The 17,925-nt window shown below is 51.0% G+C and carries 17 protein-coding genes and 1 riboswitch; of the genes, 13 read left to right on the forward strand and 4 right to left on the reverse strand.

Annotation, left to right across the window (positions count from 1 at the left end; genetic code table 11):
• A partial coding sequence (locus SPM24T3_RS14885; RefSeq protein WP_009637608.1) for a helicase-related protein occupies positions 1-1,152 on the forward strand: 1,152 nt, incomplete at its 5' end.
• Between the two features lie 416 nt (positions 1,153-1,568).
• Complete coding sequence (locus SPM24T3_RS14890) at positions 1,569-1,949, forward strand: VF530 family DNA-binding protein (protein ID WP_009637609.1); 381 nt, start codon at positions 1,569-1,571, stop codon at positions 1,947-1,949.
• A 93-nt stretch (positions 1,950-2,042) separates the two neighbouring features.
• Here the strand turns inward: SPM24T3_RS14890 and yvcK are convergent, their stop codons facing one another.
• Complete coding sequence (gene yvcK / locus SPM24T3_RS14895) at positions 2,043-2,951, reverse strand: uridine diphosphate-N-acetylglucosamine-binding protein YvcK (protein ID WP_009637610.1); 909 nt, start codon at positions 2,949-2,951, stop codon at positions 2,043-2,045.
• Positions 2,952-3,429: 478 nt separating this feature from the next.
• A riboswitch (molybdenum cofactor riboswitch) is annotated at positions 3,430-3,592 on the forward strand.
• On the opposite strand from yvcK, the gene moaA reads away from it, so the two are divergent.
• The 6 genes from moaA to SPM24T3_RS14925 all read left to right on the forward strand — a co-directional run bounded on the left by moaA (position 3,585) and on the right by SPM24T3_RS14925 (position 7,340).
• Entirely contained in the window at positions 3,585-4,571 is a 987-nt protein-coding gene (gene moaA, locus SPM24T3_RS14900; protein ID WP_009637611.1) for a GTP 3',8-cyclase MoaA, read from the forward strand. (Overlaps the previous riboswitch by 8 nt.)
• A 20-nt stretch (positions 4,572-4,591) precedes the next feature.
• Positions 4,592-5,104, forward strand: a complete 513-nt coding sequence (moaB, locus tag SPM24T3_RS14905) for a molybdenum cofactor biosynthesis protein B (RefSeq protein ID WP_009637612.1) — start codon at positions 4,592-4,594, stop codon at positions 5,102-5,104.
• 9 nt (positions 5,105-5,113) lie between these two features.
• Positions 5,114-5,593, forward strand: coding sequence for a cyclic pyranopterin monophosphate synthase MoaC (moaC, locus tag SPM24T3_RS14910; RefSeq protein ID WP_009637613.1), 480 nt, complete (start codon positions 5,114-5,116; stop codon positions 5,591-5,593).
• Positions 5,590-5,835 carry a molybdopterin synthase sulfur carrier subunit gene (gene moaD / locus SPM24T3_RS14915; RefSeq protein WP_009637614.1) on the forward strand — a complete coding sequence of 82 codons (246 nt, stop codon included), beginning with the start codon at positions 5,590-5,592 and terminating at the stop codon, positions 5,833-5,835. The genes moaC and moaD overlap by 4 nt, the downstream gene beginning before the upstream one ends.
• A 3-nt stretch (positions 5,836-5,838) precedes the next feature.
• Positions 5,839-6,303: a molybdopterin synthase catalytic subunit MoaE gene (gene moaE / locus SPM24T3_RS14920; RefSeq protein ID WP_009637615.1), complete on the forward strand. Its 465-nt coding sequence runs from the start codon at positions 5,839-5,841 to the stop codon at positions 6,301-6,303.
• A gap of 326 nt (positions 6,304-6,629) precedes the next feature.
• Entirely contained in the window at positions 6,630-7,340 is a 711-nt protein-coding gene (locus SPM24T3_RS14925; protein ID WP_009637616.1) for a Bax inhibitor-1/YccA family protein, read from the forward strand.
• Between the two features lie 120 nt (positions 7,341-7,460).
• On the opposite strand, the gene SPM24T3_RS14930 is transcribed toward SPM24T3_RS14925, so the two are convergent.
• Both SPM24T3_RS14930 and SPM24T3_RS14935 read right to left on the reverse strand, forming a co-directional pair.
• On the reverse strand, positions 7,461-9,632 hold the full coding sequence (locus tag SPM24T3_RS14930) for a serine protease (RefSeq protein WP_009637617.1): 2,172 nt from the start codon (positions 9,630-9,632) through the stop codon (positions 7,461-7,463).
• 219 nt (positions 9,633-9,851) lie between these two features.
• On the reverse strand, positions 9,852-11,057 hold the full coding sequence (locus tag SPM24T3_RS14935; protein WP_009637618.1) for a multidrug efflux MFS transporter: 1,206 nt from the start codon (positions 11,055-11,057) through the stop codon (positions 9,852-9,854).
• 359 nt (positions 11,058-11,416) lie between these two features.
• On the opposite strand from SPM24T3_RS14935, the gene rhlE reads away from it, so the two are divergent.
• Entirely contained in the window at positions 11,417-12,826 is a 1,410-nt protein-coding gene (rhlE, locus tag SPM24T3_RS14940; RefSeq protein WP_009637619.1) for an ATP-dependent RNA helicase RhlE, read from the forward strand.
• Positions 12,827-12,931: 105 nt separating this feature from the next.
• Here the strand turns inward: rhlE and SPM24T3_RS14945 are convergent, their stop codons facing one another.
• A complete protein-coding gene (locus tag SPM24T3_RS14945; protein ID WP_037378735.1) occupies positions 12,932-13,582 on the reverse strand; it encodes a metalloregulator ArsR/SmtB family transcription factor in 651 nt (216 codons plus the stop codon).
• Between the two features lie 123 nt (positions 13,583-13,705).
• Between SPM24T3_RS14945 and SPM24T3_RS14950 the strand changes: the two genes are divergently transcribed.
• The 4 genes from SPM24T3_RS14950 (at position 13,706) to SPM24T3_RS14965 (ending at position 17,911) form a co-directional block, all read left to right on the forward strand.
• Entirely contained in the window at positions 13,706-15,142 is a 1,437-nt protein-coding gene (locus SPM24T3_RS14950) for an MFS transporter (protein WP_009637621.1), read from the forward strand.
• A 67-nt stretch (positions 15,143-15,209) separates the two neighbouring features.
• Entirely contained in the window at positions 15,210-16,142 is a 933-nt protein-coding gene (gene dusC / locus SPM24T3_RS14955) for a tRNA dihydrouridine(16) synthase DusC (protein ID WP_009637622.1), read from the forward strand.
• A 172-nt stretch (positions 16,143-16,314) separates the two neighbouring features.
• Positions 16,315-17,526 (forward strand): PAAR domain-containing protein, encoded by a 1,212-nt coding sequence (locus tag SPM24T3_RS14960; protein WP_009637623.1) that lies wholly within the window; start codon positions 16,315-16,317, stop codon positions 17,524-17,526.
• Positions 17,519-17,911, forward strand: a complete 393-nt coding sequence (locus SPM24T3_RS14965; protein WP_009637624.1) for a DUF943 family protein — start codon at positions 17,519-17,521, stop codon at positions 17,909-17,911. Before SPM24T3_RS14960 ends, SPM24T3_RS14965 begins: the two co-directional genes overlap by 8 nt.
• Positions 17,912-17,925 lie beyond the last annotated feature (14 nt).

Consider the following 17,925-nt stretch of genomic DNA (forward strand, 5'->3'; position numbering starts at 1 on the left):
ATCAGTCAACGAACGCAGTTTGATTTGGAGATGATGAACGAGCTGGGCTATTGCTCTGGCATCGAAAACTACTCGCGCTATCTGTCTGGCCGGGGCGAAGGAGAGCCGCCTCCGACGTTGTTTGACTATTTACCGGCTGACGGCCTGCTGATTGTCGACGAATCTCACGTGACTATTCCGCAAATTGGCGGCATGTACAAAGGTGACCGTTCACGTAAAGAAACGCTGGTCGAGTACGGATTCCGCCTGCCTTCGGCGCTGGATAACCGTCCCATGCGTTTTGAAGAGTTTGCTGCCGCGGCGCCGCAGAGTATTTATGTGTCGGCAACGCCGGGCACTTACGAGCTGGAAAAATCCGGCGGCGATATCGTTGAACAGGTTGTTCGACCGACCGGACTGCTGGATCCGCTGATTGAAGTTCGTCCGGTAACGACTCAGGTTGATGACCTGTTGTCCGAAATCCGCAAACGTGTGGCTGTCAACGAGCGCGTGCTGGTAACGACGCTGACCAAGCGTATGGCCGAAGACCTTACTGAATATCTCACCGAGCACGGTGAAAAGGTGCGTTATCTGCACTCGGATATCGATACCGTTGAACGCGTCGAAATCATTCGCGATTTGCGTCTGGGCGAGTTTGATGTATTGGTCGGCATCAACTTACTGCGCGAGGGGCTGGACATGCCAGAAGTGTCGCTGGTGGCGATTCTCGATGCCGATAAAGAGGGCTTCCTGCGTTCGGAACGTTCTCTTATCCAGACCATTGGCCGTGCGGCGCGTAACCTTAACGGCAAAGCCATTCTTTACGGCGACAAGATAACCAAATCAATGGCCAAGGCGATTGAGGAGACCGAGCGCCGTCGCGCCAAGCAGGAGGCGTATAACCTTGAGCGTGGTATCACGCCGCAGGGTCTGAACAAAAAGGTCGGCGATATCCTGCAGCTTGGGCAGCCGAAATTCAAAAAGAACAAGGAACTGCGCGACGCTCAGGCAGCTTCTACTGTCAAGGCGCTTACGCCAAAAGCGTTGGAACAGCGTATCAAGGAACTGGAGGCGCAGATGTATCAGCATGCGCAGAATCTTGAGTTCGAGGCTGCGGCCAACACGCGAGATGAGTTGCATGCCCTGCGCGACCAGTTCATCGCTATGTCCTAAATACCTATATCTTTCACGCCGCAGGTGCGTTGGCTTCCTTATTCGCCCCAGTCACTTACCTGTGTAAGCTCCTGGGGACTCATTCCTCGCCGCCTTCCTGCACCGTGAAATCTATAAGGTATTGAATACCTATATCTTTCACGCTCTAACTTCGTACGCCGCCTTCGTTAACCCCGGTCACTTACCTGTGTAAGCTCCTGGGGATTAGCTCAGTTGCTGCCTTGTTACACCGCGAAATCTATAAGGTATTGAATACCTATATCTTTCATGCTCTAACTTCGTACGCCGCCTTCGCTAACCCCGGTCACTTACTTGTGTAAGCTCCCGGGGATTAGCGTGGTGTGCCGTGAAAGGTATGGGTAGAAGGGCCAAGAAGTGGTAGACTTCGCGCCCCGACTTAATCAGTGACTGCTTCTATGACCGACATCAAACCAAAAGATCCCCTTCACGGCGTTACGCTGGAAAAACTACTCACCGAGTTGGTGGAAAATTTTGGCTGGCTCGCGCTGGCGGGGCAGGTGAATATCAACTGTTTCAAGAGTGATCCCAGCATTAAGTCCAGCCTCAAGTTTTTACGCCGGACGCCGTGGGCACGCAAAGAAGTTGAAACGCTGTATCTGGATTTTGTCGAGGGATTGCTAAAGCCGGATATGAGCCCGGTGAGTAAAAGACGCACCGCGCCTGCATCTGCGGGTAAGCCTGCTGCGGGTAAAAAAGTCAGCAGCGCCAAACCTGCTGCCGACAGTCCGTGGAACAATCATCCGCTGCTCAAAAAAGACGATGCTGATAAAGCGTAGGTTCTCATTAAATGCAGCCTGGGCGCGGTGGTGAAATCACCAAGGCGCCTGAAAAAATACCAGCCGCATCACTATTATTTTGTGTTTTTGACCTTACCCCATGCGCTGCAGCGCTTCTTCCAGCGCCATTCTCAGCAGCTCTCTGTCGTGACGATAGGGCACGTCCAGTGCTTCAAGCGGTCGTTGGATAATCAATCTGCTGCTGGCCTCACCAAGATGAGTACCAGGCCCGACGATAGCGGCAGTGATTGCCGGTCGGCCAATCTGCTTTTCTATCATATTCAGCTTGTCTTGCAGATTCAGCGACGCGGCAGCCGGGCTTAACTCTTTGCCGAGATTGCTGACATAAACTATGTGCGCTCGGCTGCGGCGCAGTTCGGTGGTCAAATCTTTCAGTAGCAGCAACGGCATAAGGCTGGTAAAGAAGCTGCCCGGTCCGATGACAATTAAATCCGCCTCGGCAATTGCATCCAACGCCTCTTTTGTTGCGCTGACCTGCGGCTCAAGCATTAACTGACGCGGTATTGTGCAAAGCTTGTCGACCGCCACTTCGCCATGAATCAAATTACCTTCAATATCAATGGCCGCCAGATCCACCGGATCTTCCGACATCGGGATCAGTTCGGCGTCGACTTTAAGTAAACGACGAACCAGATTCATCGCTTCAAGTGGGCGCACGCTGAGGCTATCGAGTGCGCGGAGGATAAGATTCCCCAGATTATGGCCATCCAGCTCGCCGCTGCCGCTAAAGCGGTATTCAAACATCGCCGACGCCACGCTGGGTTCGGTGATAAGCTGGTTAAGGCAGTTACGCATATCTCCCCAGGCGATACCGCCGACCGAGCGGCGAATTCTTCCCGTCGATCCCCCATTATCAGTGGTGGTAACAATCCCGGTAAGCCGTGATCCCAATGTCGACAGCGAGGACATTACCCGCCCCAGTCCGTGGCCGCCGCCTAACGCGACTACCCTATCTAAATCAGCCAACGCCCTATTGCGCATAATTCCTCTTCATCCTTGACGCCAAAGCTGGGTTATTTTGCTTTATCTTCCCCGCTTACATACTGATGTAATTCACGGGAATGCTAAATCTTGCCGCTTTATGTGACGTCAATATTTCGGTAATTGTCATGGTCTGGCGTTTTAGACACTAACGACAACAACGTGATAACTGATTCGACCGTTAAGGCCTTTGATTTGTTCCAACCTTTAAATACTGGAACCTAAGGCAATAAGATGCGTTATATGTATCAATGTAAAAAATAGTTTCTGAAACAATTTTACCTAATTTTTCGTTAAGTTGTTATCAATCATATCGCTGAGATCGTTAAGTAAAAGGCGCTTGATTTTATGGGTTATTTTGAAGCTATTTAACGAAAAATTCGTTGTATATCCATATACATAGCGAAGAAGATCCTTGGCGGTAAGGTTTTTACGGCGCTACAATAGTGTTCAACCGCGTTCTTGTAGGCTTTGGCTGACAAGAATTGAACTCCTAGCCTTGGTACCTAAGTTTTTTGCCGCCGCGCTTTCTGTTGCCGGCAATAAATACGGTGCCCTGGCCGTGGCTTTACGTCACCAGGGTGCAGGGTAGAAATGCCCGCATCTTCCCGTATTTGGAAAGGTGTTAACAAGGTGCAACAACTAACTGACGCATTTGCGCGCAAGTTCTATTACTTGCGCCTATCGATCACTGACGTGTGCAATTTCCGTTGCACGTATTGCCTGCCCGACGGCTATAAACCTCATGGTCACAACAATAAAAGCTTTCTGTCACTCGACGAAATTCGGCGGGTCAGCCGCGCTTTTGCCCATCTTGGCACTGAAAAAGTTCGTTTAACCGGCGGCGAACCTTCGCTGCGTCGCGATTTTGCCGAAATCATCGCTGCCGTACGCGAAAATCCCCAGATTCGCCAACTTGCCGTGACCACCAACGGGTATCGCATGGCGCGTGACGTTAAAACCTGGCGTGACGCGGGGTTGACGGCAATCAATGTCAGTGTTGACAGTCTGGATGCGCGTCAGTTCCACGCCATCACCGGGCAAGACAAATTTCGCGAAGTGATGAACGGTATTGATGCTGCCTTTGAGGCGGGTTTCGCCAAGGTGAAAGTCAACGCCGTACTGATGCGCGACGTCAATCATGCCAGCCTGCACACCTTCCTTCACTGGATCAGAGATCGTCCGATTCAGCTACGCTTTATCGAGCTGATGGAGACCGGCGAGGGCGGCAGTCTATTCCGCAAACATCACATTTCCGGTGAAGTTATCCGCCAACAGCTGGTTCAACAGGGCTGGACATTAATGGGCCGCAGCCGCAGCGACGGCCCGGCGCAGGTCTTTACCCATCCTGATTATCTCGGTGAAATCGGCCTGATTATGCCTTACGAAAAAGATTTCTGCGCCAGTTGCAATCGCCTGCGGGTGTCTGCTCTGGGCAATCTGCACCTGTGCCTGTTCGGCGAGCAGGGGATTCCATTGCGAGATCTGTTGGCTGATGATTTGCAGCAGGATGAGTTGATGACGCGGATTCAGGGAGGGTTGAGCCTTAAAAAGCAGACTCACTTCCTGCATGATGGCAATACCGGTATCACCCAGAACCTTTCATTTATTGGCGGCTAAACGCCTAGGAAAACCCCGTTATGAGCAAAGGTAGCAGCGAATTTATCGCCATTTCAGTCGCCATTTTGACCGTGTCCGACAGCCGTACCGAAGCGGAAGACAGTTCTGGGGAATACTTGCGAGAGGCGGCCATTGAAGCCGGGCATCATGTTGTCGACCGTCAGGTAACTAAAGATAATCTGTATCAGGTCCGCGCAATTGTATCGCAGTGGATCGCCGACGAGCAGATTGGCGCGGTGCTGGTGAATGGAGGCACCGGATTCACTACCGGTGACCATACTCCGGAGGCGCTGAAACCCTTGTTCGATCGCGAAGTTGAAGGTTTTGGCGAGCTGTTCCGCATGGTTTCCTATGAAGATATCGGCACCGCAACGATTCAGTCACGCGCGCTGGCCGGCATGGCCAATCAGACAGTGATTTTTGCCGTGCCTGGCTCGACCAATGCCTGCAAGCTGGCTTGGGAACACATTATTTCGTCCCAGCTCGATGCGCGTAATCGTCCTTGCAACTTTATTTCTCACGTAAAAAAGTAAAACCAAATTATGTCTACACTGACGCACATTAATGCCTCCGGCGACGCTCACATGGTCGACGTGTCCGGCAAAGCCGAAACTGTTCGCGAAGCGCGCGCCGAAGCGTTTGTCTCGATGGCAGCCAGCACGCTGGAGATGATTATCAAAGGCGATCACCACAAGGGTGACGTGTTTGCCACCGCGCGCATTGCCGGTATCCAGGCTGCTAAAAAGACCTGGGATCTGATTCCGTTGTGCCATCCTCTGCTGTTGACCAAGGTTGAAGTCAAGCTGGAAGCGCAGCCGGAATTTCATCGCGTGCGCATCGAAAGCCTGTGTCGTCTGTCAGGCAAGACCGGCGTGGAAATGGAAGCCTTAACCGCCGCCTCTGTTGCCGCGTTGACTATCTATGACATGTGCAAAGCGGTGCAGAAAGATATGGTTCTCGGCCCTATCCGTCTGCTGGAAAAAAGCGGCGGTAAATCCGGCGACTTCAAGGCGGAACAATGATCGATATTTTGTTCTTTGCACAGGTTCGTGAGCTAATTGGCACTGGTAGCCTGCAGATTCATGCCGAATTTTCCAACGTGGAAACCTTGCGTCAGGCACTTTCGCAGCGCGGCGATCGCTGGGCGCTGGCGCTGGAGTCAGGCAAACTGCTGGTGGCAGTGAATCAGACTTTGGTTGAACCTAATCACCCGATTAAAGCGGGTGATGAAATTGCCTTTTTCCCACCGGTAACCGGAGGCTAACTGATGCAGGCAACACGAATCGTGGTTGATGCGGCGCCGTTTAGCGTCGGGGAAGAATACCAGTGGCTGGCTCAGTCAGACTCTGACGGCGCGGTGGTAACCTTTACCGGCAAAGTGCGAAATCACAATCTTGGCGACAGCGTTAGCGCGCTGACGTTAGAGCATTATCCTGGAATGACGGAAAAAGCGTTGGCTGAAATTGTCGAAGAGGCGCGTCAGCGTTGGCCATTACAGCGGGTGAGTGTTTACCACCGTGTCGGCGCGTTATTTCCCGGTGATGAGATAGTATTTGTCGGCGTGACGAGTGCTCATCGCGGTATGGCGTTCGATGCCACAGAATTTATCATGGATTATCTCAAAACTCGCGCGCCGTTCTGGAAACGTGAAGCCACTGAGCAGGGCGATCGATGGGTTGAATCAAGAGAGTCTGATAAAACCGCCGCCAGTCGCTGGTCCTCTTCGTCCTAGGCACTGTAGCGGCGTTGGCTTCACTCGTTCGCCCGAATCACTTACTTGAGTAAGCTCATCGGGACTTGCTCCTTTGCCGCCTTGCTACAGCACCTATGACTTTGAGGAGCACGGGTTTGCCGCCAGGCACTGTAACGGCGTTGGCTTCACTCGTTCGCTCGAATCATTGACTTGAGTAAGCTCATCGGGACTTTCGCTGCTTTGTAAACCAACTGTTTACTGGTAACAGCTGTAACACCCAGCGGCTGGAATTTATGATAGTCTTAGGTTACCGGTAGGCTGCATGTTCAGCCTTGTTTTTGCCCTCCATGTAAGAGGTAAGCATCATGGATCGATATCCACGCTCTAATGGTTCAATCGTTGAACGCGCAAATAGCGGTATCCAGGCCTATATGGCTCAGGTATACGGCTGGATGACCTGTGGCTTGCTGCTGACGGCTTTCGTGGCCTGGTACGCGTCACGCTCACCTGCAATCCTCGGTTTTATTTTCTCAAGCCAAATTACTTTCTTCGGCCTGATTATTTTACAGCTAGGTTTGGTTTTCGTTATTTCCGGTATGGTCAATCGCCTGAACGGCACCGTCGCGACAGGGCTGTTTATGCTCTATTCCGCGCTGACCGGGCTAACCATCTCAAGTATTTTTATCGTTTATACCGGATCTTCGATTGCGGCGACCTTTGTGGTTGCTGGCGGTATGTTCGGGGCGATGAGCCTTTATGGTTACACCACCAAACGCGATTTAAGCCGCATGGGCAGCCTGCTGTTTATGGCGCTGATCGGTATTGTGCTGGCGTCGGTGGTGAATATCTGGCTGAAAAGCTCGGCGTTGATGTGGGCAGTAACTTACATCGGTGTCGTGGTATTCGTGGGGCTGACCGCGTATGACACGCAGAAGCTGAAAAATATGGGTGAGCAGTTGTCGGTGAATGATAAAGACAACTTCCGCAAATATTCCATTGTTGGTGCGCTGACCCTGTATCTCGATTTTATCAACCTGTTCCTGATGCTGCTGCGTATTTTCGGCAACAGAAGATAAGTTGATTTTAAGCCCTAACCCTAGTTTTCATGGGTAAGGGTCCAGAAGAGGGAGCTGCAAGCACGATGCCTGCCGCTCCTTTTTTTGTCCCGTATTTTATACGCTAATTTTTAAAGCTATTTATTTCACCAGATAGTCAAGCGCCAGCTCTACCGGCTGTGTTGCTCGGGTGTCCCATTGGCGAACCATCAATGGCAGCAGCCCGGTATAGCGGCCGGAAGGTAAGTGGGTGTTGTCTTGTCGTAAAGCATAAACGCTGCCGCTGGTGAAGTTATTCACCCCTGGTCGTGCTTTTTTACATGCCGAGCTGTTCATCGGCGTCCAATTTCCTCGTGCCGAGACCACAACGGTGCAGCTGTTGATCAACCCTGCGCGTAAATTAAGTACGAATTTTTTACCGGTTTTTTGATTGACGACCTCTGCCACCAGCGGGGTCATTCCCGCGTAATCCCCGTCCTGAAAAATATTATCAATCGGAGTCTCTGCCAGCGGGCCTTCACCAGGACGTACCGCGGTGATTCCGCTGCGGAAATTGTCCGTCTCGATGAGTTTCACCAGCGCGTTCTCGCCGGTTGATTTCAGCGTTTTTTTCACCACGGTATGCTTTTGATTGAACGGGGATTTCTGCGGTTGGTACTGGCTATATTGATAATGCAGCATCTGATTGGCAATCAGCTTGCCATTGCTCTTGACCGCGATAGGCAACCAGCTGACCACGCTGTTGCCTTGAGGAACACTGGCGGCATTTTCCTGTGGGTCGATCCAGATGCTCAACGTGGTTGGGCCAGACTTGCTACAGGTTTTTTCAAGATTACTGACACCGCAGGCGTTTTGCTGAGCCAGCCGGAAGATGACAGGGACCTCTTTGCCCAGATTATCCTGCGCTACTGATTTCAGTAGCGAATATTCAGACTTATGGGTGAACTTGCGCCCTTCGACCAGAGGCGAAAAGCTGAGTTTGCTGGCTTTGAAACTGAAGGTTTGTGGCGAGGTGAATGCCGCAAAATCGCGGTAATCTTTTTTGACATGCCCGGTACCCATTACAGCTGTTTCAGGTTCGATCACCATGTTTTGGACTTGAGACAGAATATAGTCGCCGCGAATGCCTTCAGATCCTCGATCTTCTCCAAGCCGAGCGTTCATTCCTACAACTTTGTCATCCAGCATTGAGAATAATGGGGATCCAGAGTTACCCCCAGCTGATTCGCAGTTTGATGCATAGTTGTCAGGTCCAAAATCAGATGAGCGATTAATAGTACAATCTTTCCCTTTATAATCGACAAGCATGGCCCTTTTTTCTCGTTGTACCGGGTCTGGAAGTGGATGGAAACGGTCATGTTTATACAAGCCGTGGCCAATCAGACTAACGCGTTCATTAATCGGGTGACGAGCCGATAGCGCCAGTCCGCCAAAAATCGGTTTAATGGCGGCTTCGCGATATTCCAGAGGATCAAGCCTCAATAAAGACCAATCGTGTAACATGCCGGTAGCACTGGTTGCCAGCAGGCGGTCGAGTTTTATTTTGATAATCTCGGTCAATGTGGCAGCGGGGTCAGATTTAGGCTCACACTCTTTAGTTTGATAATTGAACCACATTGATTGACCTGGAATGAGCCCGACTTTCTCTTCAGGCTTCCCGCCTACAACGTGGTGATTGGTGATCACTGCATTACCGGTACCCAGTAACCAGCCGGTTCCGCCATTAAACTTTTTGGTCACCAGCATGCCGATAGCATCACTGAGTTGATAGAGTTCAGGATGACTGTTTTTGAGGCAGGAAACCGAGCGGCGGTGAGAAAAATCCATCTCGCTGTGAATTTTGGGGGGAAGGCTCACTGCATAACCGGCAAGAATGGCGCTGTCGCCTTTGCCGGGCGTTGCCCCCTGTGGGTAGACAACCCGGACTATCGCGGTGTCGCCATTAATCGCCACGGCATTGAAGAAGCCGTAACGTTTGAATATCGCAGCCAGTTCCTGTGAGGTATAGCGATGGGCCTCGCTGCGCGACGGGGAAGAGACTTCCAACACGGCGCCCTGACTCAATGAAATTTTACTAAAGGTCAGAGTTATCGTGGTGCCTTCCAGGTGCCTGACTGACGCCTGCGCCGCGTTATCGGCCGCCAGTTCTTTTACCAGATCGCGGGGTGCGAGCGGTTTATCTTCCACGGCATAAGCCGTTGTCTGCTTGCTGGCCGGGCTCGCTAAAGAGGGCGAGTGTGCGATCGCCTGACCCGAAGTCAGCGCCAATACAATAGCAGTGGGAACTGCCTTCATCATCCAGTTGTTATTCATCTTAAACTCCTTTTAAAAACAAGGTAATAGTCGTTATTCGGTTGCCCGGAACCTTGCCTGAGAACAACGACTGTTTTTATGCTCGAGACCTGTTTTTGATAAAAGGGAGAAAAAGTTGTTTTTGATTCACTTCTGGCATTAAGAAAGGCGATAAAGATGACATTTATTAAGTATAAAAAAAGGGCCCGTCAGGCCCTTTAGAATTCACTATTATTGCTGTTACTTTATTCGCACGCCGGTGGTGGGCACTTTTCTAAAACTCCACCAAACCTGCGCCGCATTTAACAGTACGAGAATGGCGGTGACCAGAAACACCCAGCGGAAACCGAGCATTGCCGAGACGCCGGAACCAATTAACGGACCCGCAACGTTACCCAGATACATGAATGACTGGTTATATCCAAAGATGCGGCCTGTCACCTGATCGCTGCTGTATTTTACCAAAAGCGCCTGAACCGCGGGCATTAATGCTCCATCGCCGAATCCTAGCAGGAAACGCAGAATGCCCAGCTGCACAGGGGTGGTGATGGTTGCCATAAAGCAGAACAGAATAAAACAGAACACCAGCGCGGCGATCAGCACCCGATGTGCGCCGATGCGATCGCCAAGTTTGCCGAGCTTGGGGGCAGCAAGCAGAGCAGAAATCCCCGGCACCGCCGCGATCACCCCGCTGATAAACGCGATGTTGTCGCTGTTGCCGGAAAGATTGCGAATAAACAGGGTCAGAATCGGGCTGATGGAACCATTCGCCAGCTGAATCATCATGGTGGTGACAAACAGACTTATCATTAGCATCGGATAAGGCAGCGAGCTGAATACTGCTTTTCCGCTGAGGCGATTGGCTTTAGATATCGGGACCACGCGTTCTTTAATCAGAAACAGAGTGATCAGGAAGCTGATAAACAGCAGCCCGGCGGTGACGAAAAATACCATCCGCAGTCCAAGATGATCGGCCATAAAACCGCCCAGTAACGGGCCGATAATCACCCCGGCAACTTGTCCGGTAGACAGTGTTCCCAGCGCCCATCCGCTTTTATCGCGCGGTACCTGTGAGGCGACCAGCGCCATGGCATTGGGGATATATCCGGAGGTTAGACCCATCAGGGTGCGAAAGATAAACAACTGCCAGACGTTTTGCGCAAAGCCCTGTAAAACCATGACAATTGCCATGCCCAACGCGGCGCGCAGCAGCATCAGCTTGCGGCCTTTACGATCGGCCAGGCTTCCCCACAGTGGTGCAACGCAGGCAGAAACCAGGAAAGTGCCGCTAAACACTACGCCAGACCAGATGCTCAGCGCTTCGTGGTCGTGGACGCCCAGTTGTTCAACATACAGCGGAAGAAAAGGGAGGATTTCACTCATCGCCAGACCAGTAAAGAAGCAGCCAAGCCATACAGAGATTAAATTAAGTTTCCAGGTTTCCATTTTGACGGCGATGCCTTAGGGATGAAATAGTTAACCATGGGAATCATAGCAAGCTAATCCTTTCGACGACGTATTAAAAGTGGCGTGTTTTCATTGAAAAGCCAATTTTACGATGCTGTATCAGGCAGAGGCGATTATGCCGAACAAAATATCGTGCTTATCGATTTACTCCGACTCATTTACAGCTTGAATCATATAAATGCGCGCGTTGACAGGTTATCTGTTAGAATCCTCGCAACTGGCGCACTGCAGTTTGTGCCGAATCCTCGTGGTAATGCCTCATTTGCCTCGTCTGATCATCCACTCTTGAAACTGCACCGAACCTGTTCGGGTTAGAGTGGATTGGAGTTTTTCCCTATATGTCATTTGATTCTCTCGGCCTGAGTGCCGACATTCTGCGTGCTGTTGAAGAGCAGGGCTATACCTCACCTACGCCTATTCAACAGCAGGCAATTCCTGTTGTGCTGCAGGGCCGTGATTTGATGGCAAGCGCACAAACCGGTACTGGTAAGACCGCTGGTTTTACTCTGCCTGTTTTGCAATTGCTTCTTAACACTAGCGTTCCGATTCAGGGACGTCGCCCGGTTCGTGCGCTGATCCTGACTCCAACCCGCGAATTGGCGGCACAGATCGGCGAAAACGTGACGGCTTACAGTAAACACCTGAAGCTGCGTTCGCTGGTGGTGTTTGGTGGTGTGAGCATCAATCCACAAATGATGAAACTGCGTGGTGGTGTCGATATTCTTATCGCGACACCAGGTCGCCTGCTGGATCTGGAACACCAGAGAGCCGTTGATTTATCTCAGGTTGAAATTCTGGTTCTGGACGAAGCCGACCGCATGCTCGACATGGGCTTTATTCACGATATCCGTCGCGTACTGGCTAAACTTCCGGCCAAGCGCCAGAACCTGCTGTTCTCCGCGACCTTCTCCGACGAAATCAAAGGGCTGGCCAGTAAATTGCTGACTAACCCGGCTTCTGTTGAAGTTGCGCGCCGTAACACCGCTTCTGCACAGATTGAACAAAGCGTGCATTTCGTTGACAAGCGTCGTAAAAGAGAGCTGTTGTCACAAATGATTGGCACCGGCAACTGGCAACAGGTGTTGGTTTTCACCCGCACCAAGCACGGCGCCAACCATTTGGCTGAACTGCTGAACAAAGATGGCATCACTGCCGCTGCGATTCACGGTAACAAAAGCCAGGGCGCTCGTACTCGCGCATTGGCCGATTTCAAAGCCGGCGGCATCCGCGTATTGGTGGCGACCGATATCGCTGCTCGTGGTCTGGACATCGACCAACTGCCGCACGTTGTTAACTATGAGCTGCCAAACGTGCCGGAAGATTATGTGCATCGCATCGGTCGTACCGGTCGTGCAGAATCTACCGGTGAAGCGATTTCACTGGTTTGCGTTGACGAACACAAACTGCTGCGTGATATCGAACGTTTGCTGAAGCGCGAAATTCCACGTATTGCACTGCCAGGCTATGAGCCGGACCCTTCTATCAAAGCTGAGCCGATCGTTAACGGTCGTCAGGGCAGCGGTGGCGGTCGTGGTGCTCCACGTCAGGGCGGCGGCGGTCAACGTTCTGGCGCTCCGCGTCAGGGTGGCAACGGTCAGCGCAGCGGCAACGGCGGGAATGGCGGCAACGGTTCAGGTGAAAGCCGTCCAGCACGTCCAAGTCGTGGCAGCGCGGCCAATGCGGGCCAGCGTCGTTCAGGTGCCAGCGCATCTGCAGCGGGTCGCAGCCGTAAGCCTTCAGGCGAATAATTCAGCCTACCGATGATTGGGTTAACTTGATGCCCTATCTGGTGATCTGAAGATTGAAGCCCTCTCTCGAGAGGGCTTTTTTATGCCTGTGGATTTGCAAAATAACTAGAGCCAAATCCGATAGGCGCAGCGCCTGGCGCCTTGCAGGATATGCTCGGTGCGCTCCACGTTGGCGTCCAGAGTTTGGCTAAATACTTCACGTTCCGCCCGACAAAATCCCTGACAGGTAGTTGCAGCCGCGCAAATCGGGCAGTGATTTTCTATCAGCAGATAGCTGTCGTCCTGCTGTTTTTCCCATCCTGCCATATAGCCTTCGCGCGTGCGGATCGCTGCCAGTCGGCCGAGTTTTTCCTCAAGCGAATCCGCACCCTGCATCGCCTGCTGATAATTTTTCAATGTTTCAGCCTCTCGGGTTGAAATCAGCTGATTCAGTGCATCTTCGCCCAGCGAGGAGCGGATCATTCTGAGCAGTTGAACGGTTAAATCGGCATGCGTATCAGGAAAACGGGCATGTCCCGCGGCGGTGAGTACCCAGTACTGCGCGGGCCGTCCCACGCCTTGCGTTATTGCCTTATTTTCGACCAGTCCTTCTTTTGCCAGCTTCACAAATTGCTGCCGCATGGCTTCGCCAGTGGTGCCGAGGATCTTGCCCGCGTCACTGGCCTGCAGTTCGCCACGGGTTTTAAGCAGCATCAATAGCCGCTCGGATACACTCTGTTTTACACTCTCTGAATTTTCCAAGTCTTTGCTTGACATATTGGTTGTTCGGGTCCTAGATTAAGCAGGAATTATTATTCCAAGTGAAAACTTGTTTTAATGTAGGCTAATCACCCCGGGAGTGCAATCCCGCTGTGATGATCGATGAAAAGGATGCCAGCAATGTCAGAAAGTCACAGTGGATGGGGCAGTTTATTTACTGCCGAGAATCGAGGCAGCGCAATTACCTTGAGCACCGGCGTCGCGCTTTATGCCACCAACAGTTATATCGTGATCACAATCTTGCCGTCGGTGGTGCTGGATATCGGCGGAATGGCCTGGTACGCCTGGAATACTACGCTGTTTGTGATAAGTGCCATTATGGGCTCGGCGTTGTCTGCGCGATTGCTGAATAAATCTGGGCCACGCTGGGCCTATCTCAACGCGACGGCAATTTTTATGCTTGGCGCAGCTATCTGCACCGTGGCGCCTTCGATGCCAATACTGCTGTTGGGCAGGGCGATACAGGGTCTAGGCGGAGGATTTTTGTTTGCACTTTCGTATGCAATGGTCAATCTGGTGTTTCGGGAAGAGCTTTGGCCGCGAGCGATGGCGCTGATATCGGCAATGTGGGGAGTTGCTACGCTGGTAGGGCCTGCGGTCGGTGGGATATTTGCCGAGCTGCACGCCTGGCGCTATGCCTTTGGCCTGTTGTTACCGGTTACCCTGCTGTTTGCGGTGTTGGTATGGAAAAGCCTGCCTGCTCGCCAGCATAAACCAGCTCCAGCCGAACCTCTGCCGCGATTACAGCTGGTGCTGCTCGCAAGCGCAGTACTGGCAATCTCGGCGGGCAGCCTGTCGCCGCACGGGTGGGTCAATTTTTCAGGGATTGCCGCGGCCATTGTGCTGGTGCTGTGGTTACGAAAAAGAGAATTCAGTCGCTCTGTACGCCTGTTGCCGCGCAACGCCCTGTCATTCACATCTCCGCTGTGCGCGCTGTTTGCCACCATGTCATTGTTGATGATTGGCATGGGCTACGACATTTATGTGCCGTATTTGCTGCAACATCTGCATGGGCAAACGCCTTTATTGGCGGGTTACATCACAGCCGCTGCCGCCGCTGGATGGACTGTCGGCGAAATGTGGAGCGCCGCCTGGAGCGGTAAACGAGCTTCGGCAGCGATCAAGGCTGGACCGTTGATCATGTTGCTGAGCTTGCTTTGTCTGCTGGTTTCGCTGCCGCTAACGGTTGGCGCAGCCTGGCTGCACATGAGCGGTATCGTGATAGGGCTGAGCTTGCTGGGCTTTGCGACCGGACTTGGCTGGCCGCACCTGCTGACTCGCGTTTTGCAGCAAGCCGAGGCACAGGATAAAGAAAAGGCCGGAGCATCGATTAGCGTGGTGCAATCCTTTTCTGCGGCAATGGGCACCGCGCTGGCGGGAACCGTCGCCAACCTTGCCGGAATCAACTCGGTGGGGGGAGTGCAGGGAGCAAGCCAGGCTGCATTGTGGCTGTCGCTAATGTTTTTACTCGCCCCTCTGGCTGCAATAATCACCGCGCGACGGGCCACGCGAGAACAACCGGTGCGAACCCGGCAAGAAAGCCTCAACTATAAGTAAGCTGGCCATTGCCTTGGCAAGCCGTTCGCCCGTATCATTGCGCGTCATTTTTAAGGGTAGAACGGCTATGCGAGTATTATTGGCTCCGATGGAAGGCGTATTAGATCCGTTGGTGCGCGAGCTTTTGAGCGAAGTAAACGATTACGACCTTTGTATCACCGAGTTTTTAAGGGTGGTCGATATGCTGCTGCCGGTAAAATCGTTTTATCGCCTCTGCCCCGAACTGTTAAACAATAGCCGCACACCTTCGGGCACGCGGGTTCGAGTCCAACTGTTGGGGCAATATCCGCAGTGGCTGGCGGAAAACGCTGCCCGCGCTGTCGAGCTGGGTTCCTGGGGCGTTGACCTCAACTGTGGTTGCCCGTCAAAGACGGTTAACGGCAGCGGAGGAGGGGCAACTTTGTTGAAAGATCCCGAGCTTATTTACCAAGGTGCGAAGGCCATGCGCGAGGCAGTTCCTGCGGACTTACCCGTGACAGTTAAAATACGTCTGGGCTGGGACTCTCTGGCACAAACGCTGGAAATTGCCGACGCGGTGCAACAGGCAGGCGCTACCGAGCTTACCGTCCATGGGCGTACCAAGGAAGACGGTTATAAAGCCGAGCGAATTAACTGGCAGGCAATCGGAGAGATCCGCCAACGGCTAAGCATTCCGGTGATCGCCAATGGTGAGATTTGGGATTATGCGAGTGCGCAAAACTGCATGCAGGTTACCGGCTGTGATTCAGTGATGATCGGGCGCGGTGCACTTAACGTACCGAATTTGAGTCGAGTCGTGAAATATAACGAGCCGAAAATGCCTTGGCCCGACGTCATTACCTTACTCAAGAAATATACCTATCTGGAAAAGCAGGGTGACACAGGTTTATATCACGTAGCCCGTATCAAACAGTGGCTAGGATATTTACGAAAAGAATATTCCGAGGCGACTGAGGTATTTACTCACGTTCGTGCACTCAATACTTCCAAAGATATTTCGTTAGCCATTCAGGCATTATAAATTTAGGCCACCCTCGGGTGGTCTTTTTATTGGTGTTGTGAATATATAAAATACTAATCAATTACAGTAAATATCAATATTTTAAATTCCTTAATATTTTAATCTCATCATGAGATTTTTATTTCACTCTGTTAACGTTTCGTCTTCGGATTAATAACCCAAGGATGAGGTGATGACGCGACGTCTGGCAAAAATGGGCGATAAAACCACCCATGGACATATAATCAGCGCCTCCTCAAGCGTTTACGATGAAATGAAGGCGCTGGTCCGCACCGGAGATAAAGCCTGGTGCCAAGAATGCAAAGGCAGCTTTCAAATTGTCGGAACGTATTCCGGCTGGATAGATGAATACATGCTGGTAGGAAATGGGGATCGCGTTGCCTGTCGATGTAAAAGCAATCAAGTTTGGGCGACGTCTGGCTATAGAGGAGACAGTCAGGTCGCCGCTCGTGCTGTGCCTGTTCCACAAAAAGAAGCCGCGCCGCTGCAACATGCACAGGCGGCGAAAAAATCCCCGCAAGTTGTTGAGCAAGTTTCATCGCCACCGCAGCCAATGCCGCTCCCCGCGAGGATCTATGAAACTCAGCGCCAGATGGATGATTATGACGCGGACGATATGCGCTATGGTGATTTGACCGATGAACAACTAAAAAAAGATTTTGGGTTAATTCACATCTCGCCGCATGTTGATCCGTTTGAAGGGGTGAAGTTTATTCCCTATGGTTCGCATCCTTCTCCCTATCCTATTGCATCGGCCAGGCAAAGTATCAGTCTGGAAACCAGCGCCGAAATGCTTTTTGACGAGTTTAGAAGTTTGTCTGATATGTTCTCGTGGACCGGTGAATATAAAGGATTGGTACGGAAAATGATTACCCATATGCAGTATGGCGATGGGAAACCTTTTTCAGACCCGTTATTGGATAAGGCTATGAAGGAGCAGATTTTAAATGATAAATCGGAAGGGAGTACTTTATTAAAAATTAGGGAAGTGCTGTCAGAAAATATAACCGCTACCAATAATTACTACCCATTAACAGCCAGGTTTAAATTTAAAAAAGCAATTAATAGGGATGCTAAGCTTCCTAAGTTTGACGACATAATGGATCGTATTAATGGTTTGGGAATAAGCGTACATGACACGTGGGCAACACATATTACTTTACTGTCTTTGCAAATTGACGGCAATGACTTTGAAGCCGAGATTCATTATCACATACAAGACCATTTTGGTTTGGATAATGATGATATAAGACATTGGCTTTATCAAAATGTGAGGGTTTTCTCAATATGGTTTGTTCTCCAGCGTTGGGATAGATATGCGTTCAAGCCTTTTACTACAGAAATAAATGTGATAGTAAAAATAAAAGGAACTAGAAGTGAGTAAAATAAAAAAACTCTTATTAATTTTTGTTATTGCTGTTACTTTCCTAATATGGAGCATGACTCGTCCGGTGGAAATTATCGCTGTGCATGACGGAGATACTTTATTGGTTAAAAACTTCCCATTGTTTAAATACCAAAAAATTTCATGGTGGGAAAATAATAAAAAAAATATTCACGAGAAATACAAAATACCTTCATTATACAATGATGGATCTTATATGGTATTTATCTTGAATTATGGAGAAGGGTATAGAGTTGATAGAAATACCGATCAGGATTCAGATCTACTTTGTTTCGAAGATATGAAAGTAGCTGCCAACTGTATTGAAAAAGATCCTCTTTTCATGGTTCATAGAGCATCTGCTTCAAGAGTCTATTATCATTAAGATTTCTAAAACGG

The organism is Serratia sp. M24T3, from assembly GCF_000257645.1.
Lineage (GTDB): Bacteria > Pseudomonadota > Gammaproteobacteria > Enterobacterales > Enterobacteriaceae > Rouxiella.

Bases quoted from the DNA above. Each gene is read 5' to 3' on its own strand.
- SPM24T3_RS14890 (WP_009637609.1), top strand. From the start codon at position 1,569: ATGACCGACATCAAACCAAAAGATCCCCTTCACGGCGTTACGCTGGAA.
- yvcK (WP_009637610.1), bottom strand. From the start codon at position 2,951: ATGCGCAATAGGGCGTTGGCTGATTTAGATAGGGTAGTCGCGTTAGGC.
- moaB (WP_009637612.1), top strand. From the start codon at position 4,592: ATGAGCAAAGGTAGCAGCGAATTTATCGCCATTTCAGTCGCCATTTTG.
- moaC (WP_009637613.1), top strand. From the start codon at position 5,114: ATGTCTACACTGACGCACATTAATGCCTCCGGCGACGCTCACATGGTC.
- moaD (WP_009637614.1), top strand. From the start codon at position 5,590: ATGATCGATATTTTGTTCTTTGCACAGGTTCGTGAGCTAATTGGCACT.
- moaE (WP_009637615.1), top strand. From the start codon at position 5,839: ATGCAGGCAACACGAATCGTGGTTGATGCGGCGCCGTTTAGCGTCGGG.
- SPM24T3_RS14925 (WP_009637616.1), top strand. From the start codon at position 6,630: ATGGATCGATATCCACGCTCTAATGGTTCAATCGTTGAACGCGCAAAT.
- SPM24T3_RS14930 (WP_009637617.1), bottom strand. From the start codon at position 9,632: ATGAATAACAACTGGATGATGAAGGCAGTTCCCACTGCTATTGTATTG.
- SPM24T3_RS14935 (WP_009637618.1), bottom strand. From the start codon at position 11,057: ATGGAAACCTGGAAACTTAATTTAATCTCTGTATGGCTTGGCTGCTTC.
- rhlE (WP_009637619.1), top strand. From the start codon at position 11,417: ATGTCATTTGATTCTCTCGGCCTGAGTGCCGACATTCTGCGTGCTGTT.
- SPM24T3_RS14945 (WP_037378735.1), bottom strand. From the start codon at position 13,582: ATGTCAAGCAAAGACTTGGAAAATTCAGAGAGTGTAAAACAGAGTGTA.
- SPM24T3_RS14950 (WP_009637621.1), top strand. From the start codon at position 13,706: ATGTCAGAAAGTCACAGTGGATGGGGCAGTTTATTTACTGCCGAGAAT.
- dusC (WP_009637622.1), top strand. From the start codon at position 15,210: ATGCGAGTATTATTGGCTCCGATGGAAGGCGTATTAGATCCGTTGGTG.
- SPM24T3_RS14960 (WP_009637623.1), top strand. From the start codon at position 16,315: ATGACGCGACGTCTGGCAAAAATGGGCGATAAAACCACCCATGGACAT.